Consider the following 22,753-nt stretch of genomic DNA (forward strand, 5'->3'; position numbering starts at 1 on the left):
TCGTCGGTTCGGTCGTTTCGCCCGGTCATGTGGTGGCGGTCGCCCACAGGCCGCGGGCCTTCATCAGGTCCCGGAGGGTCTCGATGTCGTCGGTGATGATGCCGTCGATGCCCAGATCGAGCAGCCGCGCCATCTCGGCGGCGTCGTTGACGGTCCAGGCGTGGACCTTCAGGCCCAGGGTGTGCGCGCCGGCGAGGAAGGAGGGGGTGACGAAGCGGCTGCGGCCGAGCCGGTAGGGCACCTGCGCGCACGGCGCGCCGGTCGCGGCGGTGCGCAGCAGCACCGACAGCGGCCCGGCGAGGGAGTGGGCGCGCAGCGCGGCGACGCCGCGGGGGCCGAGCGCGGTGCACACGTCGCGGCCGGCGAGCAGCCGCATGCGGGCGCGTACGAGTCTCAGCCGCCGGGAGGAGAAGGAGGTCACGCACACGCGGTCCCAGGCGTTGGTGCGGCGCAGCACCTCGGTGAGCGGGGCGATCGCGGTCTCGGCCTTGACGTCGATGTTGAGGCGGGCGGCCGGCCAGGCGCCCAGGACGTCCTCCAGCAGCGGGATCGGCTCGCGACCGCCGATGCGGGCGGTGGCGACCTCGGCGTAGGGCAGGCGGGCGATCTCGCCGGCGCGCCCGGTGACCCGCTCCAGGTCGGCGTCGTGGAAGGTGAGCAGCACGCCGTCGGCCGTGGCCCGTACGTCCGTCTCCAGGTAGCGGTAGCCCAGGTCGATGGCGTGGCCGAACGCCGCCATGGAGTTCTCCAGGCCGTTCAGGGAGCCGCCCCGGTGGGCGAACGGGATGGGCCCGGGATGATCGAGGAACGCAAACTCCGGTGACACCTGTTCGAGTATGGCGGCTCGGCGGCCGGTAACGCGATTCACCACCCACCTTACTTCGTAAAGGCGCGCGGCCGGGTCTTCACACCCCGACTCCATCGGGGGAACCGATCGCCGCGGCGTCGTGTCCATGTCTTCCGGGTTACCGCTTTTGGACTAGGTTGTCGTGCGCTGCGGCCCGCGGTGGCCGCGTCTCCGAGCAAGGAAGGCTTGATCATGGCGGACACCGGCGCCTACGCGGCGACGTTCGAGATCGTCGACGGGAACAAGGACGGGCACATCTCGGCCACCGAGCTGAAGCAGCTGATGAAGGCCCTCGGTGAGGACATCACCGAGGAGACCGCCACGGAGGTCGTCCAGCGGATGGACTCCGACGGGGACGGGGAGATCTCGCTGGAGGAGTTCGCCACCTACATGGCGAAGGGCTGACCCGCGAACCCGCCGCCCGCGCCGCGCGGCAGGGCAGGGCAGCGGTCTCAGGCGGGTCTTCCCGGCGCCGCGGGCGGGGTCAGCGGGCCCATTCGCGGCGCCGGGTCTCGGCCAGGGCGATCGCGGTGGCGACCGCGACGTTGAGGGAGCCGACGCGCCCGATCTGGGGGATGTAGGCGACCGCGTCCGCGGCGCCGAGCAGGGCGGGGGAGCAGCCGTGGTCCTCGCCGCCGACGGCCAGGCACACGTCGCCCTCCAGCGGCGCCTCGTGCAGGGGCAGCGCGTCGGCGGTCAGCTCGATCGCGACGATGCGGAACCCGGCCTCGCGCGCGGCGCGGACGGCGTCGGGGACGGGGACGGCCGGGTCCCAGGGGACGAGCCGTTCGGTGCCCAGCCCGGTCTTGCGGGCGCCGGGGTGGGTCGGGGGAGCGGCGTTGCCGGCGAGCCACAGGTGCTCCACGCCGAACGCCGCCGCGGACCGCATGATCGAGCCGACGTTGAACGGCTGGGTCACCGACTCCACGAGCAGGCCGAGACGGCTTTCGGTACGGCGCCGCCAGCCGCGGTTGAGGCGCTTGACGTCGGTGGCGCGCAGCTGCCTGCGGGCGTCGGCGGTGGTCACGGTGTGTCCTTCTCGGGGTTGGTGACGGCCAGGACCCGGTAGCCGGCGCGTGAGGTGAGGCGTTCGGTGGGCCGTCCCCGGCTCTCGAGCCAGCGTTGCAGGGAGTCCGAGCCGAGGTTCTTCTGCACGACCAGGTGGGCCCGGCCGCCGGGGACCAGGCGAGGCAGCCAGGTGTCCAGCAGGGCGTGCAGGGCGGGCTTGCCGATGCGGATCGGCGGGTTGGACCAGATCGCGGCGAAGCGCGTGCCGGCCGGGACGTCGCGTTCGAGTTCGAACCTTACGTTGTCAAGGCCGGCGGCTCGGGCGTTGTCCCGCCCGCATTCCAGTGCCCGTTCGTTGACGTCCACACCCCAGACGATCGCCTGCGGCGATCGCGCGGCCATGGTCAGCGCGATCGGCCCGTACCCGCATCCGAGGTCGAGCAGGTCGCCGTCGGGGGGAGGGGGCGGCACGCTGTCGAGCAGGACGCGTGTGCCGAGGTCGACGCGGTCGGGGGAGAACATGCCCCGGTCGGTCGCCAGCCGGAAGTGCAGATCGGGCAGGACGAGGTCCACGGTGCCCGGCCGGCTGCGCGCCTGCGGACGCTCGGCGAAGTAGTGCTCCCCCACGTCGGCCGACCGTACCAGCGCGGCGGCGCGTGCGTGACGCCGCGGCCCCCGGCCCGCGGGTGTGGGGGTGGCCTCAGGGGCGAGTCGGGGGAATCCCTGATGGCGTTCCGCGCCCGGCGGACGCATCATCGCGATATGACGTATCAACCGGATGTGCCGAGCCGTTCGGACTCGGCGTGGATCGCGATGTCGGCGGCCTCACAGGGACCCTGGGCGGCCGCGCTGGCCGGGGGAGCGGTGGCGGGCGGCGCCGACCTCGCGCTGCACCTGCTCGGCGGTCACCTGAGCGTCGCCGGGCCGCTGTCGTTCGGCCTCGCGGTGTTCTTCCTCATCGGCGCCGGCGGCGCGCTGCTGCGCCGCGGCCAGGACCGTACGCGGGCGTGGGCGCAGCAGCACCCGTGGTCCTACGCGCTGGTGCCGGCGGCCGGGACGGCGGCGACGGTGTTCGCCTCGTTCCTGTTCCTCAGCGGCGACGGCCTGTTCGGCAGCCTGTGGGAGGGGCTGAGCGACGGCCTCGGCGTGCTGGTGCTGCTCGGCATCATCGGGTACGTCGCGCGCGGCGTACGGCCCGCCTCACGCCGCTGAGGGCCCGCTCAGGGCAGCCGCTGGAACCACACCAGCGACAGGCCGCCGGCGGCGAGGGCGAACAGCAGCGCCACGAGGATGTACTGCGAGGCCGCCTCCTGGCGTTCGATGCGGTACCCGAGCGAGCTGCCGATGTGCCGGTAGACCTCCGACAGCTCCGACCCGGCCTGCGCCTCGTAGGCCTTGCCGGAGGTGTCGTGCGCGAGGTTGCGCAACGTGGCCTTGTTCACCTGGACGGGCACGGTCTCCCCGTCGATGTCGACGATGCCGTACGGGGTGCCGAAGGCGATCGTGGAGACGGGGACCTTCGCGGCGCGGGCGGCCTCGGCGGCCTCCATGACCGACCGGCCGCTCTGGTTGTCACCGTCGGACAGCAGCACGATGTGCGAGGGCGGAGGGTCCTCGTTGGCGCGCGCGTCGAACGAACGGATCGACTGCAGCGAGGTGAAGACGGCCTCCCCGATGGCGGTGCCCTTGCCCAGCTGCAGCGCGTCGATGGCATGGCCGACCGCCTCGCGGTCGAACGTCGGCGCGACCACCGCCGAGGCGCTGCCGGAGAAGCTGACCAGGCCGACGTTGAAGCGGATCGGCAGGTCCTGGACGAACTTCTTGGCCGCGGCCTTGGCCGCGTCGAGCCGGCTGGGCGCCACGTCGGTGGCCTTCATCGACAGCGACACGTCGATCGCGACGATGATCGTGGCGCGCTCGCGGGGCACCTTGACCGGCTTGGCCGGGCGGGCGAACCCGACGGTCATGAGGATGACCGACAGCAGGAACAGCAGCGCCGCGAGATGCCGCCGCCAGCCGGGCCGGCGCGGCGCGACGTGCGACAACAGCGCCAGGTTCGTGAAGCGGACCGCCGCCTGCCGGCGACGCGCCTGCATGAGCAGGTACAGGCCCGCCAGCACCGGGACGAGGGCCAGGAGCCAGAGCCGGCCCGGGGACAGGAAGGTCATGCGCGGCTCCCCTGCGGGTGGGCACGCCCGGCGACGCGACGCTGTTGCAGCGCGAAGCGGGCGACGTCGCTGATCCAGTCACGGTCGGTGCGCAGGACGAGGTGGGCGGCGCCGCAGCCGCGGATGGCCTCGCGGGTACGGGCCCGCTGCGCGGCGGCGGCCGCGGCGTACCGCTCACGGACCCGCCGGGACAAGATGATCTCCCGTACCTCGCCGGTCTCCGGATCGGTCATCATCACCGGGCCGACGTCGGGCAGGTCCAGCTCACGCGGATCGATGATCTCCACGGCGATGACCTGGTGGCGGACGGCCAGCCGCCGCATCGGACGCTGCCAGGCCAGTTCGCCGTCACCGGTGCGCTCCTGGTCCAGGAAGTCGGAGATGACCACCCGCAGGCCGCGTTTGAACTGGCCGCGGGCCAGGCTGGTGAGCGCCTCGGCGAGCGAGGGGCCCGGCCGGCCCGGGTCGGTGCGGGGCGCGTCCAGCAGCGCCTGCAACAGCGCGTACATCGCGGTGCGGCCCGTACGGGCGGGCCAGCGCCGCAGGCCTTCTCCGTGGGTGATGTAGGCGCCGACACGGTCGCCGAGCCGCGTGGTGAGGAATCCGACGGCGGCGAGCGCGGCGACGACCAGGTCGCGTTTCTCCATGGCCGCGGTGCCGAAGTCCATGCTGGGGGACAGGTCGGCCAGCGCCCAGACCTCCAGCTCGTGGTCGGCGATCAGGTCACGGACGTGCGGGGTGGTGGTGCGGGCGGTGACGGCCCAGTCCATGTGCCGTACGTCGTCCTCACCGGGCTGGTAGAGGCGGGCCTCGGCCAGGTCGCTGCCGGGCCCGGGAAGAATGCCCAGGTGCTCGCCGTGCAGCAGGCCGTCGAGCCGTCGGGTGACGGCGAGTTCGAGCCGCCGCAGGGACCGCTCGGGGGCCAGCTCACCGAGCCTGTCGGACCTCATCGCGCCGCTCATGAAGCGTATTCGCTGTTCCACACGACGCGTGGCGGCGGCACGGTGGTCAGGATCCGCTGGACGATGCCGACCGGGTCGATGCCGTCGGCGATGGCGTCGAAGGACAGCAGGATCCGGTGGGACATCACGTCGACGGCGACGTCGCGTACGTCGTCGGGCAGCACGTAGTCGCGGCCGCGCAGCAGGGCCAGGGCACGCGCGGAGGCGACCAGGCCCAGGGTCGCGCGGGGACTGGCGCCGATCTCGATGACGCCCTTCAGATCCGACAGGTGGTACTGCTCGGGTTCTCTGGTGGCCATGACGAGCCGGACGATGTAGTCGGCGACCAGCTCGTGCACGGCGATCTCGTCGGCGGCCTTCTGCAGGCGGATGAGGCTCGCCGGGTCGAGGATCTGCGCGGCGTCGGGCGGGTCGACGCTCATCCGCTGCAGGATCTGCATCTCCTCGGTCGCGCCGGGATAGGCGACGTTGACCTTCATCAGGAACCGGTCGCGCTGCGCCTCCGGCAGCGGGTAGACGCCTTCGGACTCGATGGGGTTCTGGGTGGCCAGGACCACGAACGGCCGCGGCAGCGGGTGGGTCTTGCCGCCGAGGGAGACCTGGCGTTCGGCCATGACCTCCAGCAGCGCCGACTGCACCTTGGCGGGCGCGCGGTTGATCTCGTCGGCGAGGACGAAGTTGACGAAGACCGGGCCGAGCTCGACGTCGAACTGCTCGGTGGAGGGATGGTAGATGCGGGTGCCGACGATGTCGGAGGGCACCAGGTCCGGGGTGAACTGCAGCCGCGCGAACGACCCGCCGACGACGGTGGCGAGCGTGCCCACGGCCAGGGTCTTGGCGACGCCGGGGACGCCCTCGAGGAGGCAGTGGCCGCGGGCGAGCAGCGCGATCACCATGCGCTCGACCATGTGTTCCTGGCCGACGATGACCTTCTTGACTTCGGCTACGCTCTGCTGCAGCAGCGCCGCGGCCTGGTCGATGTCCCCTACAGCGATGGTCATGTAGTCCCTCAAGGTCAGGGTCTCGTTGCAGCGCCAACGAGCACGACCTTATGCGATCTGGCTGAAGGCCCGCCGAGCGCCGAGGCTGTTAGTGTGTCGCGCCAGGCCGCAGGCGAGGGGAGGCAGGCCGCATGCCGAAGCCGCTGCAGGTCGGGGACCCGGCCGAGCTCGGGCCGTTCCGGCTGGAGTCGCGCCTGCACGAGTCCGCCGCCGGCATCGTGTACCTGGCCGCCGATCCTCAGGGCCGCCGGGTGGAGGTGGCGCTGCTGACCACCGCCGCGGCCGGTGACGCGGCGGCCCGTGACCGGTTCCGCGCCGCGGTGGAGGCCGAGTCGCCGCGGGTGGGCGTGGTCCCCTCGGTCCCGCGCCCGGCCGGGCCGGGCGGCCCGTCGCCGGTGGTGGCGGCGCTGCCCGACGGCGGCGCGCCGTGGGTGGCCACGGCGCACGAGGAGGGCCGTCCGGGGGCGGAACGCTTCTTGAAGCCGGTGCTGCTCGAACGCGGCTGGGGGCTGGGCCGGCGCCGCCGTGGCGGCCCCAGCTTCCAGCAGTACTGGCTGTCCGGTCCCAAGGCGCCGGCGTTGCAGCCCCCTCCGGCGCCGCCCGCCGGCCCGGAGGCCGCGCGTGACACCAAGGGCCTGGCGGCGGCGGTCGCGTCGCTGGCGGCGCTGCTGGTCCTGCTCGGCCTGCTCGTCCTCCTGCTGTACTCCTGTGAGCCGTCCCCGAAGCCGCCGACGCCGACCGAGGTGCCCACGACGGTGCCGGTGCAGCCGCCTCCGCCGCCGGAGCCGACGCCGTCCAGGCCGAGCCCGTCGCCGTCACGGTCGGGCGAGAAGTCGAAGACGCCGGGGCCGTCGCGGACCGGAGGGCCGGGCACGATGAACCCCGCCGGGCACGGCGGCCCGGTCACGGCCCGTACGAGCTGGTAGGCCGCCCGTCTCCCCGGGGGCGAAAGCCGGTTGCCCGCGTGCGCGGACCCGGGCCAGCATGAGGCGATGATCCAGATGCTGTTCGCCTTCGCCGGCGCCGCGATCGTCGTGGCCCTGATCCCGGGACCGAGCACGGCGGTGATCGTGCGCCAGTCGGTCACCGCGGGCCGCCGCGCGGGCGTGGCGGCGATGCTGGGCAACGAGACCGGGATCGTGCTGTGGGGGCTGGCGGCCGCGTTCGGGCTGACCGCGCTGCTGCTGGCCTCGCGGATCGCCTATGACACGATCCGGGTGGCGGGTGCGGTGTTCCTGGTGTGGATGGGCGTGCGGGCGCTGTGGTCCGCGCGCCGCCGGCGTCCCGTGGAGCGGGCGGGGGAGCCGGGGGTGCGGGCGGCGCCGGTGTCGCGGTGGCGGGCCTACCGGCTGGGCCTGCTGACGAACGCGGCCAACCCCAAGGCGGGGGTGTTCGCGGTGTCGTTCCTGCCGCAGTTCGTCCCGCACGGTGCGCCCGTCCTGCCGGTGCTGGTGGCGCTGTCGTTGGTCTGGGCGCTGATCGACATGGTCTGGTACCTGAGCCTGATCTGGCTGGCGGGCCGCGCCGGTCGGGCGCTCGGCCGGCCGGCGGTGCGGCGGCGGCTCGAACAGCTGTCCGGGGTCGTGCTGGTCGGCCTGGGTCTGCGGCTCGCGGCGGAGTCTCGTTAGCGCCGGTCAGGACCTGTCTCCGGTACGCGCGGCGCTCGCGTGGGCGGTGTTCCGCCGGCCGCGTTGTCCCCCGGTTATCCACAGGGCTTTCCACAGTTCGGCCGGGGAAATCGCCACCTATGTGGGTATTGGGCGGCGGTTACCCACCGAGTTTTCCACAGCCCCTGTGGAAACCGGTTCCGTCGCCGTTCTTGCCCAGCTCAGCGGTTCGGCGGTGACCCGGCATGGGGTCGCCGCGGCACTCGGGAATGCGAGAGCTTGTCGATCAGTCGAGTCGGACGACGCCGGCGAGCACGGGCAGGAGTATCCGGTCCAACTCGGTCAGGTCCGTCCGGAGGCGTGTGGCGATCTCGTCGCACGCCGGAAAGCTCGTCACGGTTCCGACGACGGCGGTGGCCTGCGGTACGTCGAAAGGGGCCCGGAGGCGGTCGGCGGAGGCCAGGCGCTGCACGAACACGCTGATCTGCTGGTATCGCCAGTGTTCCCGGCCGGCGACGACGCGCTGGGCTTCGGGATCCACGGCCGACAGGCTGATCAGCCGCCGGAAGACTTCCGGGTCGGTGCTCCAGAAGCGGCACAGCTCCCTGACCATCGCGGTGAAGGCGGGCACCGGTTCGGCGACCTTGGCCGCCTCATGCATGCCGGGGACGAGGCCGGCCTGCCGGGAGAGGTCCTCGGCGACGGCGTCGAGCAGGCCGAGCTTGGAGTCGAAGTGCCGGTAGATGGTGACCCGGGTGACGCCGGCGTCGGCGGCGACGTCCTCCAGGCTGAGCCGGTGGTAGCCGGTCTCGATGAGATGCCGGCGTGCGGCGGTGAGGATGCTGCGCCGGGTCCGCTGCACGCCCGCGGCCCGCAATCCCGGCCCGGCTTCCTTCGACTCTGACGTGGCCACCCACTCATGATACAGCTAGTATCTTGAGATACAGCTTGTAACATGAATTCGGCGGATGTCGCGGGGAAGAAGGAGTGAGTCATGGTCGACCGTCCTGTGGCGCTCGTGACCGGGGCGAACAAGGGGCTGGGCAAGGAGACGGCCCGGCAGCTCCTGGAGCGCGGGATGACCGTGGTGATGGGCAGCCGCGATCCGGAGCGCGGTATCGCAGCCGCCGGGGAGCTTCGCGCCGGCGGGGCGGCCGTGCCGGTACGGCTCGACGTGACCGACTCCGCCAGTGTCGAAGCGGTGGCAGATCGGCTGCGCCGGGACTATGGACGACTCGACGTGCTGGTCAACAACGCGGGCACCGTCGTGGACCGGCTCGCCGCCGACACCACGGCGCTCGAGATGCGCCACACCTACGAGGTCAACGTCTTCGGCGTCGTCACGGTCATTCACGCGATGCTGCCGCTGTTGCGCGCCTCGGCGGCGCCGCGCATCGTCAACGTGTCCAGCACCACCGCCTCGTTGGGGTTGACGAGCGGTGGTACCGATTTCGGCGGCGACGCCGGCCGCCGGATCGCGTACTCGTCGTCGAAGACCGCGCTCAACATGCTCACCGTTCAGTACGCCCACGCCTTCGCCAAGGACCCCGACCTGTCCCGCATCAAGATCAACGCGGCGACGCCCGGGTACACCGCCACCGACCTCACCGGGCACCGCGGCTCCCGCACCGTCGAGGAGGGCGCCCAGATCATCGTGGAGCTGGCCGCGCTGGCCGACGGTCCCACCGGCGGATTCTTCAACGACCAAGGGCGCGTCCCCTGGTAGCCGAACGCCTCACCCGCCATGGCATCTCCGCCGGCCTCGTCCGGCTGCCATAACCCGTTGACCGCTCGGCGCCTGCCCCCGAGGCTGATGCCTCACTACCGACTCAATGGGAGAACGAGTGTCGACGGTCACCCCCGCCATGTTCACCTGTCCGCTCGGCGACGACGCGGCGCTGATACCGCGTACGGTCGCGATCGCGGAGGCTCACCAGGCCCTGCTGACGGCCAACTACAAGCGTCTCGCGCGCTGGGACCCGGGCTTCGACGCCGACAGTCCGGCAACGCTCGATGAGACCCGCTCCCGCCTGGAACAGCAGGGCCGGGCGTGGCTCGAGGGAACACAGCTGCCCCTCGACATCGCGGTGCCGGCGGGCCGGGACTGGCGGCTGGTCGGCGCGGTCAGCCTGAGGATCGACACGGCCATGCGGACCGGAGAGATCGGCTACTGGATCGACCCCGCGTTCGAAGGGCGGGGGCTGGTCACCCGAGCCGTCACGGCGGTCCTGGACCAGGCGTTCGGCCCCATCGGCCTGGACCGGGTGGAGCTGCGGACCGGCACCGACAACGCGCGCAGTCGCGGCGTGGCCCGCCGCCTGGGATTCACCGAGGAGGGCCTGCTGCGCGAAGCCGTGGTCTTCCCCGGCGGACAACGCGACGACGACGTCGTCTACGGACTCCTCGCACGCGAATGGCTCAAGGCCCGTGGACAAGGCGGTCCCGCCGCGTCATAGGGGAGGCGACTCCGCTCGAGGCGTACGGCGGACTCGTCGTGCTAAATTTGGGCGATCGCCCAATGCGAATGTACAGGGCGATCGACCAGAAGGTGGGAACGATGAGTACGACGGCGGCGGATCGCGGACGTGAGGCGCGCCGGCGGCTGCTGGCGGCGGCGGCCGAACTGATCGCCGAGCGGGGCTGGGCGGCCGTCAGCACCCGGATGCTGGCCGAACGGGCCGGCGTGGCCCCCGGCGTGGTGCACTACCACTTCGCCTCGGTTCAGGCGCTGCTGACCGAGGCGGCACTGGCGGTGATGCACGACCTGATCGAGCAGGCCGGCGCGGGCCTGGCACACGCGCGCACGCCCGGTGAGGCACTGGGGCTGATGATGGAGTTCCTGGCCGCCTACGACGGCCGGGACCCGACGTCGCTGCTGTTCGCCGAGGCCTACCTGGCCGCCGGCCGCGATGAGGACCTGCGCCGCTCCCTGGGCGGGGTCGTCGCCGAGTTCCGCCGGGCGCTGGCCGGTCGGCTGGCCGAGCACCGGGTCCCTGCCCCCGACGCGACGGCCGCGGTGATCGCGGCCGCGATCGACGGCATCATGCTGCACCGCGCGCTCGGCCCCGGCCCGGACGCGGCGGACCTGACGGCCGTTCTGCGCCGCCTCGTCGCTCCCGCCGAACCGCGACCCTCGACCAAGGAGCAGTGAGATCCCTCATGAAGGTGATCATCTGTGGAGCCGGCATCGCCGGCCTGGCCCTCGCCCAGCGCCTCGACACCATCGGAGCCGAGGTCGTCGTCGTGGAGAAGGCGCCCGGCCCCCGTGCCCAGGGCTACATGATCGACTTCTTCGGTCCCGGCTACGACGCCGCGGAGGCCATGGGCGTACTGCCTCGCATCCGCGAACTCGGCTATGACGTCGAAGAGATGAGCTACCGCGACCACCACGGCCGCCGGCGCGCGAGCATGCGCTTCGCCCAGTTCGCCAAGATCGTGGACGGCCGGCTGACCAGCATCATGCGCCCCGACCTCGAACGCGCGCTGCGCGACCACGTCCCCGGCAGCGTCGAGATATGCCACGCCACCACCCTCACCGGCATCGACAACCGCGCCGACGGTGTCACCGTCACCCTCAGCGACGGCAGCACGATCGAGGCCGATCTGCTGGTCGGCGCCGACGGGATCCACTCGACCGTCCGCGGCCAGATCTTCGGGCCCGAACGCGAGTTCCTGCGCTACCTGGGCTTCCACACCGCCGCCTACTCATTCGACGACCCCGACATCCACGCCCTGGTGGCCGGGCGGTTCTGCCTGACCGACACCGTCGACCGCCAGATGGGCTTCTACGGGCTGCGCGGCGAACGCGTCGCCGTCTTCACCGTGCACCGCACCGCCGACCCTGCGCTCCCGGCCGACCCGCGCGAGGCGATCCGCCGCGAGTACGCCCCCCTCGGCTGGGTGGCGCCACGCGCCCTGGCCGCCTGCCCGCCACCCGAACACGTGTACTACGACCAGGTCGCCCAGATCGACCTGCCCGCCTGGAGCCGCGACCGCGTCGTACTGGTCGGTGACGCCGCCTACGCCGTGTCCCTGTTGGCCGGCCAGGGCGCCTCCCTCGGCATCACCGGCGCCTACGTCCTGGCCGAGCACCTGTCCCACGCCCCGACCGTCGAGGCCGCGCTGGACGGCTACGAACGCACACTCCGTCCCCTGGCCACCGAGAAACAGCAGGCGGCCCGCAAGGGGACCCGCTGGTTCATCCCCGCCACCACCACCCAGCTCCACGTCCGGCGCGCCGCCCTCAAGCTGGCCCACGTCCCCTTCATCGACCGCTACGTCGCCACCGCCCTCGTCGGCAAGTCCACCGCCATCATCGACCGCCCGCTCGGCCCCGTCCCGGGCTGATGGCGCTGATGGCGCAGACAAACGAAAAGTCCGCTAAGGAGCGGCGGGGCCCTCACCGCAGCGCGCTTCAATGCTGTCGACCACCTGCCGACTCCACGCGTGGATGGCCGAGGCCTGCTCGGGCGTGAGCGTTTCGAAGAAGTATCGGCGGATGTTGTCCCCATGCCCCAGGATGGCGTTCTCCACGGCCGTGCGGCCCTTGGCGGTCAGCCTGATCCCGATCCGGCGGCCGGACCGGTTCGCGGTCCGATCGACGAGCTCGCGGTTCTCCATCCGCGTCAGCTGGTGCGCCACGCGGCTTTTCTCCCAGCCGAGTGACTCGGCGAGCTCGCCCACGCGCATCCGGCCCTCGGCCGCCCGTTGAAGGGTCACGAGCACGCTGAACTCGGCCTTGGAGATGCCGTAGTCGCGTTGCAGATCGCGGTCCAGCTCACGGGCCAGGAGGCGCTGCGCCTGCATCCAGCTGTTCCAAAGCTCCCACTGCTCAGGTTCCAGTGTGCGGGGCTTCGTCATGGCACGATCATAACGGCCTGAAGTTGACGTGACAACTAAGCCGCACCTAAAGTTGTCGCGTCAACTTCAGGCATGTCCGGCGCCGCCTCTCGCCTTGATGCGCCGTGCGTGCCGCCCAACCACGGCGCGCTGAGGAGCGAGAATGAATCACGCAGTAATGGTCATCGGCGGAGGGTATGGAGGGTCACTGGTCGCCAAGGAGCTGGACTCCGAGGCGGACGTCACGCTCATCGACCCCCGGGAGGCATTCGTCAATGCCGCCGCGTCGCTGCGGGCACTGACCCGGCCGGACTGGGCGCACAACGCGTTCTTCTCGTTCGCGACGCTGCTCCAACAGGGACGGGTGATCCGCGACAGAGCCGTCTCAGTGGACCCGAAGGGCGTCACACTCGCTTCGGGGGAGCGAGTCGAGGCCGACTACCTGGTCCTGGCCACCGGCTCCGGCTACACGTATCCGGCCAAACCGCACCATGCGTCGACGAGCATCGACCAGCAACTGGACGATCTGCGCGAGACCCACAGGGAGCTGGCCGGAACCGACCGCGTGCTGATCCTCGGCGCCGGCCCGGTCGGTCTGGAGCTCGCCGGAGAGATCAAGGACGTCTGGCCGGACAAGTACGTGGTCGTCCTCGACAGGGCCGATCAGTTGCTCCCCGGCTTCCTTCCCGAGGTGCGGAACGAGCTACGCCGCCGGCTGGACGAACTCGGCATCGACGTGCGGCTGAGTACCGGCCTGACCGCGTTGCCGGCGGTCGAGGCCGGTCGGGCCGGCCGCTTCGCGGTCACTACCGACAAGGGTGAGCAGATCGTGGCGGACATCTGGTTCCAGGCCTTCGGCGTCAAGATCAACACCGGCTACCTGGCCGACGGACACCTCTCGCCGCTGACCGAGCAGAAAACGGTCCCGGTCACCGAGCGACTGAACGTCCAGGGCTACGAACACATCTACGCGATCGGAGACATCGCCGCTCTTCCCGACCCCAAGATGGCCTCCTACGCGATGACACATGCCGACATCGTGGTGAAGAACATCAAAGCCCAGCTCACCGGCGACCACCCGGACGCCGTTCACACACCGACACCCGAGCGAAGAATCCTGCTTCCGCTGGGAACGCGCGCGGGCATCGGCCAGCTCCCCACACCAGACGGCGTCGCCGCGGCCACCACCGAGACGGTCTACCAGCGCAAGGGCGCCGACCTGTTCACCGCACGGTTCGCCTCCCGGTTCGGCCGCGCCTGACAGATCCGCTGGTTCCAGCTCGTCCATTCGCCGCCGGCACCGGGCGACGACGCCACGGCGGGCGGCTCCGCCACAGGCCGCCGCATCTCACGGGCCGGACACGCACTGGCCTGACCAACGGCCGGAGTGATTTCATGCGCGGCATCCCCGACGTAGGAGGAGGCCGCCCATGCCCCAGGAACCGACCGGCCGATCGATCACCGCCCGCCTGGATCGCCTCCCGCTCACCCGCTGGCACTGGACACTGATCGTCGTCGTCGGCCTGGGCAGCTTCTTCGACCTGTACGAGGTCTTCCTCGGCGGCGTGCTCGGCGCGGTCCTGACCGACGAGTGGCACCTCAGCACGAACGAGAAGTCCCTCGTCATCGCCTCCGCGTTCGCCGGCATGTTCGTCGGCGCGATCGCACTCGGCATCGCCGCCGACCGGCTCGGCCGCCGCCGCATGTTCCTGATCAACCTCGGCCTGTACTCCCTGTTCTCCCTCCTCACCGCGTTCGCCCCGAACCTGGAGGTCTTCCTGCTGCTGAGGTTCCTGGGCGGCCTGGCGCTCGGCGCGGAACTCACCCTCGTCGACACCTACCTCAGCGAATTCATGCCACGCCACGTCCGCGGCCGCTGCATCGCCTGGGCCTACACCATCGGCTTTTGCGGCGTGCCGGTCGCGGCGTTCCTCGGCGGCCGGTTCGTCGCCGACGAACACCTGCTGATCGACGGCTGGCGCTGGCTGCTGGTGTTCGGCGCCATCGGCGCGCTCATCGTGTGGATCCTGCGCGCACGCCTGCCCGAGTCACCGCGCTGGCTGCTCGCCCAGGGCCACCCCGACCAGGCCGAAGCGGTCGTCACCGCCGTCGAACAGGCCGCCGCCGTACGAGGCCCGCTGCCGCCCGTACAGGACACCCCCGACGAACCCGTCACCCGGATCACCCTCGCCCAGATGTTCGGCGAACCGTACCGCCGCCGCACCGTCATGCTGTGGGTCTTCCAGATCCTGCAGACCGTCGGCTACTACGGCTTCGGCTCCCTCGCACCGGTCGTACTCGGCGCCAAAGGCTTCGACGTCGTCCAGTCCCTCGGCTACGCCGCCCTCAGCTTCCTCGGCTACCCGATCGGGTCCGCCCTCTCCGTCCCGATCATCGAACGCATCGAACGCAAATGGCTCATCGTCGGATCCGCGCTCGTCATGGCCGTCACCGGCCTGATGTTCGGCTACGCCCGCGACGCCGCGTTGATCGTCACCGCCGGATTCCTGCTCACCTGCGCCTCCAACGTCTTCTCCAACGCCTTCCACACCTACCAGGCGGAGATCTTCCCGACCGGCATCCGCAGCAGCGCCATCAGTGTCGCCTACTCCCTGTCCCGCGCGACCTCCGCCGTACTGCCGTTCGTCGCCCTCAACGCCCTGGACCACCTCGGCGCCGGCACCGTCTTCACCGGCTCGGCCGTCATCCTGGTCATCCTCTGCCTCGACGTCGCCGTCCTCGGCCCCCGCAGCACCGGCCACCGCCTGGAGACCACCGAACGCCCCGCCCCTCACCCCGGCGGGACGTCACCCGCCTCGGAGGACCCGGCGCCCAGCAGCGGATGAGCCCGCATCGCCGCCTCCAGCTCACCCGGCAGATCGTCACGGTAACGACCCAGCGTGGACAGGTCCGAGTGCCCCAGCACCCGGCGTACCGCGTCCATGTCGGTCGCCGCGGCGAGCAGATGCGTCGCCGTGGTGTGCCGCAGACCATGCGGAGTCACACCACGGCGATGCCGCGGATCCACCCGCGCCAACACCCGGTCGATCACCGCCTGCACGTCACCGCGCGCCAGCCGCCGCCCCCGCCACGACAGCAACAGCGCACCCCCACCCGTCTCGCGGGCCCTCCGCTCGGACAGATACGCGTCCAGGACCTCCGCGACCTCACGGGGGAGCGGTACGTCACGCGTCGCCCCGCCCTTGCCGAAGATCCGCCAGTAACGCACCCCGTCGTTGACGAAGAAATGGTCGATGTCGGCGCGGACCAGCTCCGACACCCGCGGCCCGACCGTCGCCAGCAGCATCACGATCAGCGCGTCCCGCAACTCCGTGCGCTGATCGGCCCGTTTACGCCCCTGCGGTGACCCCACGGCCAGCTCACGCGCCGTGCCCAGCAGCCCCTCGGCCTGCTCACGCGTCAACGCCCGCCGCTCCGGACGCAGCCCGCCACGATGGCGCGGCACCACCGTGGCCGCCCGCATCGGGTCCAGCTGCACCCAGCCCGCCACCGTCGCGTGCCGGAAGAACGCCGACACCGACCGGCGGAACCGGCTCTGCGACGCGCCACTCTGCACGGCCTCGCCCTGACCCGCCCCAGCGGCCGAGCCGCTGCGACGCCCATCCGGCTTGGACGCGAACCGCAGCAGCACCTCGTCGACGTCCTCACCGGTCAGATCGTCCAGCACCTGGTCACCGCCGGCCAGCACCGCGAACGTCCGCACGTCACGCGCGTACACCTCAGCCGTACTCGGCGCCAGCGCACCGGTGACGGTCTTGGCACGGACCATGTCGATGTAACGGTCGACCGCCTCATCGACGGTGAGACGGCGGACGTCGGCGGGGCGCATTGTCCAGAAGTTAGCGGACCCCTCCGACATTTCCCCGGCCGAGCGCCCCGAGGCGGACCCACCAGATGAAGGAACCCGTCGGGACACGCGGGAGAGCGGCCGGCGATACAGGCGAGCGCGTGGCGGGAAGTATGGTCTCTGGCGCCGATGGACGGCGCCGTCAACGCGGAGGTGATACGTGCGCGAGGTCGGCGTCGTACGGATCTATGACGAAGCCACGGCGGGGGAGTACCGGGTGCTGGTCGACCGGGTCTGGCCACGCGGCATCTCGAAGGAGGCCGCGCATCTGGACCTGTGGCTGAAGGACGTCGCGCCCTCCACGGACCTGCGGCGCTGGTACGGCCATGACCCGGACCGCTACGAGGAGTTCCGCCGCCGCTACGAGGCCGAACTGGACACCCCACCGGCCGCCGACGCGCTGCGGCGCCTGAAGGAGCTGGCCGCGGACCGCAAGGTCGTCCTCGTGACCGCCACCAAGGACGTACCACGCAGCAACGCCGCCGTCCTGGCCTCTCTCCTGAACCTTACTACGTAAAGCAGGGTGGCGGGTTGTAACAATTCATCTCCGAACAAACAGAAAACCCACACCAGGGGAGAGGGGAGTGCTTCCGCGGGCCCGCGGACGTCGTTGTCGTCACTGGGCAGGCCGCAGTTCGGGGACAGGTGCCGCGACGTGGGCCGGGGCGCGGCGCAGATGTGCCGAGCACAGGCCCACCAGACCGGTGAACGTCGCGGCGCCGGCGCAAAGGCCGAGAGTGAGCGCGGGGCCCGCCGCCGCGGCGACATTGCCCAGGGCGTTGTTCATCGCCAGCAGCGCGGTGCTCTGGACCAGGGTCAGCAGGGCCTGCAGACGTGACAGGTGGGAGTCCGGCGTGGTGGCGAGCACAAGAGGTGCGATGTGAGCGCTGAAAACCCCGGACCCGATACCGATGATCACGGAGCCTCCCGCCGCCACGGCGGGGGAGGGCGCGAGGGCCAGGAGCGCCGTGCCGCACCCACCGATGATCAGACCGAGGGCGGCGGTCCGGCCTGGCCGCGCGCTGCCGCCCCGGCCGGCGACGAGCGCCGCGATCCCGATGACGCCGAGGCTCTGCGCCGCCGCGACGACCCCCGCCGCGCCCGGCCCCCATCCGTGGTGGCGGGCGAGCAGAGGCACCAGCAGTGAAATGACCGGCAGCAGGGACCCGGCCGCCGCCGACACCAGAACGAGCGCGGCACGCAACACCGGATCTCGCCACGCGATCCGGAGACCGTCGGCCACCTCCCGCACGGTGCCCTTCCGCGCGGCGGCCTCCGAGGCCTTCTGAGCGGGGCGGACCGAGGCCATCGACCAAAGGACGATCCCGAACGTCGCCGCGTCGAAGAGCGCGGCCCCCGGAAGGCCGACGGCCGTGACGACGAGGCCGCCCAGTGAACCACCCGCCAGCGCGACCACCTGGCCGCCCGTCTGCCGCAGGGCCAGAGCCCGGGGCAGCTTGTCCGCTCCGACCAGCCGCCGGGGCATGGATCCGGACGCCGGCAGATAGAAGGCGTCCACCGCGCCGATCAGCAAACCCGCACCGATCAGCAGCCATGTCGGCGTCTCCCACCGGAAGGCGACCAGAGCCAGCAGCACCGTCACAGCGATCATCACGCCGTCGCCGATCAACATGATCTTCCGGGCACCGAACCGGTCCCCGGCGGCACCGCCGACCAGCAGGAGCAGCGCCCGGGGCAGGTTGATCGCGGTCAGTACGAGAGCGGCGACGGACCCACCGTGCGCGGACGCGGCCCAGCCCAGCGCGAAGTAGAGGACCGTGTCACCGAGCATCGAGGCGAGCACTCCGCCCAGCCAAACGATGTAGTGGCGGGGGAGCCGCCCGCCAGACACCGGCGCCTCGCAGGAGATCATGGCCAGACCGTACGGGGAGGCGCTGACAGCGCCCGGAGGAGTCAACCGCCGCCTTGGTCGGCCTGACGTTCAGGGGAGTGGACCGATCCGCATCCGCTCACCCGGCCAAAGAGCCGCCACGGTGCCGAACGGCGCGTCGCCCGCTCGAACCGCACACATGTTCGATACCAAACAGAATCCATCTTCTGTCCGGTGTAGCTTCCGGCTTGCCGTCGGGTGGCTGTCGGGGGCAAGGCGAGAGAAGGTCTCCGGCGTACGGCTTCTGACGAGGTACGGCGCGAGCCGTGGTCGCCGGACGGATCAGCCGGATGTATTCAGGGACGTGTATCCGCAGACACTCATCGCCGTGATGACGCGGGCCGTCCCGTGGCGTTCCGTAGATGATCTTGTGCGGCCGGCCTGGACGGCGCGACGGCCGCCGATGCTTGCCCAGGCGTACACGTCTTCGGTGTCGATGCTTCAGTCGGCTGATGGCGTGCGCAGTTCCGTACGGCAGGTCCTGAGTAGGTCTGGTCCCATGCGACTCTCAGGCGGCGCGCTGACCTCTCAGATCACCGCGTTTCATGCATAATTTATATTATGCATGAAACATGGCCGCGACTCGTTTCGACAACGCACGTGTCGTCGAGGTGCTCGAACGGCGCGGTGTCGACGTTGGGGTGTGCTGAGCGAACCGGCCTCTCCCCCGACGGCGTCTTTTATCGTGTGGCGGCCCGGTGGTCGTCCTTGATGAGGGTGAGGAAGAAGCCCCGGACGTCATCGGCGAGCAGTTCCGGTACCTCCATCGCGGCGAAGTGGCCGCCGCGTTCGAATTCCGACCAGTGCCTGATGTCGTACAGCCGTTCGGCCAGTGGCCGGACCGACTGTGTGATGTCGTGCGCGAACACCGCTACGCCGACCGGTACCGGGCACGGCTCGGTCCGCCGTGGGGTCTCGCGGTGCAGCCGTGCCGAGGAGGCCGCGGTGGCGGTCAGCCAGTACAGCGAGATGTCGGTGAGCATCCGATCGTCACTGATCTGCGTGCGGGGGTCAGTCCACTGGGCGAAGCGTTCGGCGATCCAGGCGAGCTGGCCGGCCGGTGAGTCGGTCAGCGCGTAGCCGATGGTCTGCGGGGTGGTGGCCTGCAGGGTCTGGTAGGGCGGGCGGTGCGCCATCAGCTGCCTGACCTTGTCCAGGCGGGCTTGATCCGTTTCGGACAGTTCGATGTCGGCGTCCGGGACCGGCCGGGTCGGCAGGTAGTTGACGTGCACGCCGATGACCTGCTCGGGTGCCACGGCGCCGAGTGCCATTGAGATGCCCGAGCCGAAGTCGCCGCCCTGCGCGCCGTAGCGCTCGTACCCGAGCCGGCGCATCAGCTCGGCCCAGGCCCCCGCGATCCGGACGATGTCCCAGCCGCGTTCGTGGGTCGGCCCGGAGAAGCCGTAGCCCGGGATGGAGGGGATCACCAGGTGGAAGTCGCGTGACAGTGGCTCGATCACCTCGAGGAACTCCAGGAACGAACCGGGCCAGCCGTGGGTGAGGATCAGCGGAAGCGCGTCCGGCCGGGCGGACCGGACGTGGACGAAGTGGATGTTCTGGCCGTCGATCTCGGTGGTGAAGTGCGGAAGCTCGTTGAGTTCGGCCTCGTGCGCGCGCCAGTCGTAGCCGGTGCGCCAGTACTCGGCCAGTTCCTTGAGCCGGGCCAGCGGGAAGCCGTAGTCCCACCCGGCGCCGGCGACCTCGTTGGGCCAGCGGGTGCGGGAGAGCCGGTCGGTCAGGTCGTCGAGGTCGGCCTGGGGGATGTCGATGCGGAACGGCTTGATCATGGTTTCAGCTCCAGGGCAGGTCGTTCAGAGGCGAAAAACGTTCGGTCGTCTAACGTTCGTTGCCCGAACGATAACACAATCATTAGTGCTCCCAACGATTCGTTAGACTTGCCCCATGGAGGACCCATCCGAGAGGACGCCCGCCGGCTGGCAGGGACTGCCCAGCTGGCTGCTCACCCAGACCGCCGGCCACGCGCACCGGCTCGTGGCCGAGGGGTTCTCGTCCGTCCACGCCCGCGGCTACCACTACCGCCTGCTGGCGACGCTGGAGGAGTTCGGCCCGGCCAGCCAGGCCGCGCTGGGCCGCCGTAGCGGCATTCACCTCAGCGACATGGTCGCGACGGTCAACGAGCTCGCCGATCGCGAACTGGTCGAGCGCGCCCCGGACCCCTCCGACAAGCGACGCAACATCGTCTCGCTGACCGCCGCGGGCAGGCGGCAGCTGCGGCGGCTGGAGAAGCGGGTGGCCGAGAGCCAGGAGGAGCTGCTGGCTCCCCTGTCGGCCGAGGAGCGGCAGCGGTTGACCGAGCTGTTGTCCCGGCTGCTGGACCATCACAACCGGCGCACCGGCGCCGCCGACTGACAAGGTGATGCTCCGGCCGGCCGGCACGGTCACGCTGGCTCGACGATGTGATCACTGGGAGAATGCGTGCCCTGATGACACGTGTCGGTGGCGGTAGCGCTCCCCTGGGCGGTCCGGGAGGTGGCCGGTGATGTTGTTCGTGGACGCGAAGGCGGAGTTCTTGTTGTCGTTGCGGCCGGCGAAGCCGGCCGCGGGCACGGTGGCCGGGTATGACAGCGATCTGCGGATCATCGGGGGGATCGCGGCGCGGTTGTGCGATGTTCCGCCGGCGGAGCTGGGTGTGGATCGGTTGTCGGGCCGGGTGTTGCGTGCGGCGTTCGCCGAGTTCGCCGACGACCACGCGCCGGCGAGCATTCTGCGGGCGTGGTCGGCGTGGAACCGGTTCATGAACTTCGCGGTGGCCGAGGAGCTGGTGGAGGGTAATCCGATGGCGGCGGTGCCGCATCCGAAGGCGCCGTCGAAGGCGCCGAAGCCGTTCCAGGGTGATGGGACGGCGCGGACGCTGCTGGAGCGGATCGCGGCGGGTGCGCGGGAGGCGCGGGATCCCTGGGTGGAGCGGGATCTGGTGGCGTTGGCGTTTCCGCTGGTGACGGGGGCTCGGTCGGCGGAGTTGCTGGGGGTGACGCTGGGGTCGTTCGGCGGCTCCCCCGGTGATCGCCGGGTGCAGTTGACCGGTAAGGGCGGTAAGACGCGGAGTGTGCCGGTCGAGGTGCCGTTGGAGCGGCTGGTGGACGCGTATCTGCTGTCGCGGATGGAACGGTTCGGGCTGTCGAGTCTTCCGTTGAGCGCTCCCCTGCTGGTCGACACGAAGAACGAGCCGTTGCGGCGCGGTGGTCTGCAGTATCTGGTGGCGCAGTGTTACCGGTACGCGGGTGTGCACGATCGGGTGTCGCGGGGCGCGCTGGTGCACACGTTGCGTCATGAGTTCGCGACGCGGCTGGCGGAGAACGGTGCGTCGGCGCATGAGCTGAAGGAGCTGCTGGGGCATTCGTCGATCGCGACGGGTCAGCACTATGTGGAGTCGACGGCGCGTGAGCTGCGGATGGCGGCGGGTTCCAGTCCGGCGTACGGGGTGCTGGAGTCGTTGTTGGACTCCTCTCCCCCGGTGTCGGAGCGCTGAGGGGTTCCCCGGGCGGGCCCGCGGCGGGGTTCAGCGGGTGCCTCGCCGGAGCAGTGTCATGGCCTCGGTGAGCCGGTCGCGCGCCCAGTCGTACTGCCTGGTGTCGGTGTGTCCGCGGTAGACGGTCTCGATCACCAGGATGAGTGTGAGGTGGAGGCAGTACAGGCGCCGGCGTGTGCGTTCGGTCGTGGTCAGCGCGCGGTGTCCGTATCCGCGCATGAACGCCGTTGAGTCGCCGAAGGCGGGGAGTTGGGTGGCGACGAATCCGGCTTCGATGAGGGGGTCGCCGTAGAAGGCCCGTTCGTGGTCGATGACGCTGACGATGGCGCCGTCGCGGACCATGACGTTGTTGTCCCACAGGTCCCATTCGACGTATCGGGGGTCGGTGACCTCGTCGAGGCTGTCGGCGTTGGCGTCGAGGACGTCGCGTACGGCATCGTAGTCCCAGCCGAGGTCGACGGCGCGTCGTTCGCCGTCGTTCAGGACGTCTTCGACCATGCGGGTGAACACGGTGCGCCAGCTGTGGTGGCCGGGGCCGGTGAGCGGGCCGAAGGCGGTGCCGCGGATCGTGTTGAGTTCGCGGGTGGCCGCGCCGAGGGCCTCCTGGTAGGCGTCGTGGGTGGCCTGGGGCAGCGTGCCGCGGAGGGTGCCGAGGTTGTCCGCGTCGATGTACGGCATGAAGAAGTAGTCGGCGTCGCAGAGTTCGTGGCTCTGGTCGGCGAAGTGGACGGCCGGTACGGGGACGTCGGTGTGTTCGGGGATGAGCCGCAGCGCGGAGAGTTCGGTCGCCATCGCGTGCCGTTCGTAGGTCAGTACTTCGACGGTGGCGGGGGGTGCGATCTTGAGGGCGACCTGGGTGCCGTCGCGCAGGCGGATCCGGTAGGCGACGTTGAACCAGCCGTGTCCCAGTTCGGTCGCCCAGCCCGGGTCTTCCGTGGGGACCTGGTCGGGGCCGTAGGCGCGCGCGATCATGGCTCGCAGGGTCTGGGGTGGCTGGCGGTTCTTGGTGATGCTCTCCAACGGTCTTCGCTCCTTGCCGCGGCGGATCTCCAGCATCCGGCGCCGGGCTTGG

General features: G+C 70.9%; 25 protein-coding genes. 13 read left to right on the top strand and 12 right to left on the bottom strand.

What is annotated here, in order from left to right:
• Positions 1-25 precede the first annotated feature (25 nt).
• A complete protein-coding gene (locus tag OG417_RS28800; protein ID WP_329234942.1) occupies positions 26-826 on the bottom strand; it encodes a glycerophosphodiester phosphodiesterase in 801 nt (266 codons plus the stop codon).
• 213 nt (positions 827-1,039) lie between these two features.
• Here OG417_RS28800 and OG417_RS28805 point away from each other — a divergent pair, with 213 nt between their 5' ends.
• Positions 1,040-1,252, top strand: coding sequence for an EF-hand domain-containing protein (locus tag OG417_RS28805; protein ID WP_329234946.1), 213 nt, complete (start codon positions 1,040-1,042; stop codon positions 1,250-1,252).
• Between the two features lie 79 nt (positions 1,253-1,331).
• Here OG417_RS28805 and OG417_RS28810 read toward each other — a convergent pair whose 3' ends face one another.
• Together OG417_RS28810 and OG417_RS28815 are read right to left on the bottom strand one after the other, a co-directional pair.
• Positions 1,332-1,874: a TrmH family RNA methyltransferase gene (locus tag OG417_RS28810; protein WP_329234949.1), complete on the bottom strand. Its 543-nt coding sequence runs from the start codon at positions 1,872-1,874 to the stop codon at positions 1,332-1,334.
• On the bottom strand, positions 1,871-2,482 hold the full coding sequence (locus tag OG417_RS28815) for a class I SAM-dependent methyltransferase (RefSeq protein WP_329234953.1): 612 nt from the start codon (positions 2,480-2,482) through the stop codon (positions 1,871-1,873). Before OG417_RS28815 ends, OG417_RS28810 begins: the two co-directional genes overlap by 4 nt.
• A gap of 135 nt (positions 2,483-2,617) precedes the next feature.
• Here OG417_RS28815 and OG417_RS28820 point away from each other — a divergent pair, with 135 nt between their 5' ends.
• Positions 2,618-3,067 carry a hypothetical protein gene (locus tag OG417_RS28820; protein ID WP_329234955.1) on the top strand — a complete coding sequence of 150 codons (450 nt, stop codon included), beginning with the start codon at positions 2,618-2,620 and terminating at the stop codon, positions 3,065-3,067.
• Between the two features lie 8 nt (positions 3,068-3,075).
• Here OG417_RS28820 and OG417_RS28825 read toward each other — a convergent pair whose 3' ends face one another.
• From OG417_RS28825 to OG417_RS28835, 3 genes are read right to left on the bottom strand one after another with little or no spacing between them, the layout of a single operon-like run.
• Positions 3,076-4,023 (bottom strand): VWA domain-containing protein, encoded by a 948-nt coding sequence (locus OG417_RS28825; RefSeq protein WP_329234957.1) that lies wholly within the window; start codon positions 4,021-4,023, stop codon positions 3,076-3,078.
• Positions 4,020-4,973 carry a DUF58 domain-containing protein gene (locus OG417_RS28830; protein ID WP_329234959.1) on the bottom strand — a complete coding sequence of 318 codons (954 nt, stop codon included), beginning with the start codon at positions 4,971-4,973 and terminating at the stop codon, positions 4,020-4,022. The genes OG417_RS28825 and OG417_RS28830 overlap by 4 nt, the downstream gene beginning before the upstream one ends.
• 8 nt (positions 4,974-4,981) lie before the next feature.
• Positions 4,982-5,986 (bottom strand): AAA family ATPase, encoded by a 1,005-nt coding sequence (locus OG417_RS28835; protein ID WP_329234962.1) that lies wholly within the window; start codon positions 5,984-5,986, stop codon positions 4,982-4,984.
• A gap of 131 nt (positions 5,987-6,117) precedes the next feature.
• On the opposite strand from OG417_RS28835, the gene OG417_RS28840 reads away from it, so the two are divergent.
• Positions 6,118-6,912, top strand: a complete 795-nt coding sequence (locus tag OG417_RS28840; protein ID WP_329234965.1) for a hypothetical protein — start codon at positions 6,118-6,120, stop codon at positions 6,910-6,912.
• A gap of 66 nt (positions 6,913-6,978) precedes the next feature.
• Positions 6,979-7,614, top strand: a complete 636-nt coding sequence (locus OG417_RS28845) for a LysE family translocator (protein WP_329234968.1) — start codon at positions 6,979-6,981, stop codon at positions 7,612-7,614.
• A gap of 265 nt (positions 7,615-7,879) precedes the next feature.
• Here OG417_RS28845 and OG417_RS28850 read toward each other — a convergent pair whose 3' ends face one another.
• Positions 7,880-8,506 carry a TetR/AcrR family transcriptional regulator gene (locus OG417_RS28850; RefSeq protein ID WP_329234970.1) on the bottom strand — a complete coding sequence of 209 codons (627 nt, stop codon included), beginning with the start codon at positions 8,504-8,506 and terminating at the stop codon, positions 7,880-7,882.
• Between the two features lie 81 nt (positions 8,507-8,587).
• On the opposite strand from OG417_RS28850, the gene OG417_RS28855 reads away from it, so the two are divergent.
• The 4 genes from OG417_RS28855 (at position 8,588) to OG417_RS28870 (ending at position 11,940) form a co-directional block, all read left to right on the top strand.
• Complete coding sequence (locus tag OG417_RS28855) at positions 8,588-9,319, top strand: SDR family oxidoreductase (protein ID WP_329234973.1); 732 nt, start codon at positions 8,588-8,590, stop codon at positions 9,317-9,319.
• Between the two features lie 118 nt (positions 9,320-9,437).
• Positions 9,438-10,049 (top strand): GNAT family N-acetyltransferase, encoded by a 612-nt coding sequence (locus tag OG417_RS28860; RefSeq protein ID WP_329234976.1) that lies wholly within the window; start codon positions 9,438-9,440, stop codon positions 10,047-10,049.
• A 101-nt stretch (positions 10,050-10,150) separates the two neighbouring features.
• Positions 10,151-10,744, top strand: a complete 594-nt coding sequence (locus OG417_RS28865; RefSeq protein ID WP_329234978.1) for a TetR/AcrR family transcriptional regulator — start codon at positions 10,151-10,153, stop codon at positions 10,742-10,744.
• Between the two features lie 8 nt (positions 10,745-10,752).
• Positions 10,753-11,940 (top strand): FAD-dependent monooxygenase, encoded by a 1,188-nt coding sequence (locus OG417_RS28870; protein ID WP_329234981.1) that lies wholly within the window; start codon positions 10,753-10,755, stop codon positions 11,938-11,940.
• Positions 11,941-11,973: 33 nt separating this feature from the next.
• On the opposite strand, the gene OG417_RS28875 is transcribed toward OG417_RS28870, so the two are convergent.
• Complete coding sequence (locus OG417_RS28875) at positions 11,974-12,453, bottom strand: MarR family winged helix-turn-helix transcriptional regulator (RefSeq protein ID WP_329234984.1); 480 nt, start codon at positions 12,451-12,453, stop codon at positions 11,974-11,976.
• A gap of 142 nt (positions 12,454-12,595) precedes the next feature.
• On the opposite strand from OG417_RS28875, the gene OG417_RS28880 reads away from it, so the two are divergent.
• Both OG417_RS28880 and OG417_RS28885 read left to right on the top strand, forming a co-directional pair.
• Entirely contained in the window at positions 12,596-13,693 is a 1,098-nt protein-coding gene (locus OG417_RS28880) for an NAD(P)/FAD-dependent oxidoreductase (RefSeq protein ID WP_329234987.1), read from the top strand.
• A gap of 169 nt (positions 13,694-13,862) precedes the next feature.
• Positions 13,863-15,278, top strand: a complete 1,416-nt coding sequence (locus OG417_RS28885; RefSeq protein ID WP_329234989.1) for an MFS transporter — start codon at positions 13,863-13,865, stop codon at positions 15,276-15,278.
• Here the strand turns inward: OG417_RS28885 and OG417_RS28890 are convergent.
• Positions 15,224-16,282 (bottom strand): tyrosine-type recombinase/integrase, encoded by a 1,059-nt coding sequence (locus OG417_RS28890; RefSeq protein ID WP_329234992.1) that lies wholly within the window; start codon positions 16,280-16,282, stop codon positions 15,224-15,226. The genes OG417_RS28885 and OG417_RS28890 overlap by 55 nt on opposite strands.
• A gap of 178 nt (positions 16,283-16,460) precedes the next feature.
• Here OG417_RS28890 and OG417_RS28895 point away from each other — a divergent pair, with 178 nt between their 5' ends.
• The gene (locus tag OG417_RS28895; protein WP_329234995.1) at positions 16,461-16,817 is read left to right on the top strand and encodes a DUF488 domain-containing protein; all 357 of its coding nucleotides are present in this window, start codon (positions 16,461-16,463) and stop codon (positions 16,815-16,817) included.
• Positions 16,818-16,916: 99 nt separating this feature from the next.
• Here the strand turns inward: OG417_RS28895 and OG417_RS28900 are convergent, their stop codons facing one another.
• Both OG417_RS28900 and OG417_RS28905 read right to left on the bottom strand, forming a co-directional pair.
• Entirely contained in the window at positions 16,917-18,173 is a 1,257-nt protein-coding gene (locus OG417_RS28900) for an MFS transporter (RefSeq protein ID WP_329234998.1), read from the bottom strand.
• Between the two features lie 698 nt (positions 18,174-18,871).
• On the bottom strand, positions 18,872-19,978 hold the full coding sequence (locus OG417_RS28905) for an epoxide hydrolase family protein (protein WP_329235001.1): 1,107 nt from the start codon (positions 19,976-19,978) through the stop codon (positions 18,872-18,874).
• Positions 19,979-20,093: 115 nt separating this feature from the next.
• Between OG417_RS28905 and OG417_RS28910 the strand changes: the two genes are divergently transcribed.
• Positions 20,094-20,561 (top strand): MarR family winged helix-turn-helix transcriptional regulator, encoded by a 468-nt coding sequence (locus OG417_RS28910; RefSeq protein WP_329235004.1) that lies wholly within the window; start codon positions 20,094-20,096, stop codon positions 20,559-20,561.
• A gap of 130 nt (positions 20,562-20,691) precedes the next feature.
• Complete coding sequence (locus OG417_RS28915) at positions 20,692-21,681, top strand: tyrosine-type recombinase/integrase (RefSeq protein WP_329235007.1); 990 nt, start codon at positions 20,692-20,694, stop codon at positions 21,679-21,681.
• Between the two features lie 30 nt (positions 21,682-21,711).
• Here the strand turns inward: OG417_RS28915 and OG417_RS28920 are convergent, their stop codons facing one another.
• On the bottom strand, positions 21,712-22,701 hold the full coding sequence (locus tag OG417_RS28920; protein ID WP_329235010.1) for a phosphotransferase family protein: 990 nt from the start codon (positions 22,699-22,701) through the stop codon (positions 21,712-21,714).
• Between the last annotated feature and the right edge of the window lie 52 nt (positions 22,702-22,753).

The organism is Actinoallomurus sp. NBC_01490 (genome assembly GCF_036227085.1).
In the GTDB taxonomy this organism is placed as follows: domain Bacteria; phylum Actinomycetota; class Actinomycetes; order Streptosporangiales; family Streptosporangiaceae; genus Actinoallomurus; species Actinoallomurus oryzae.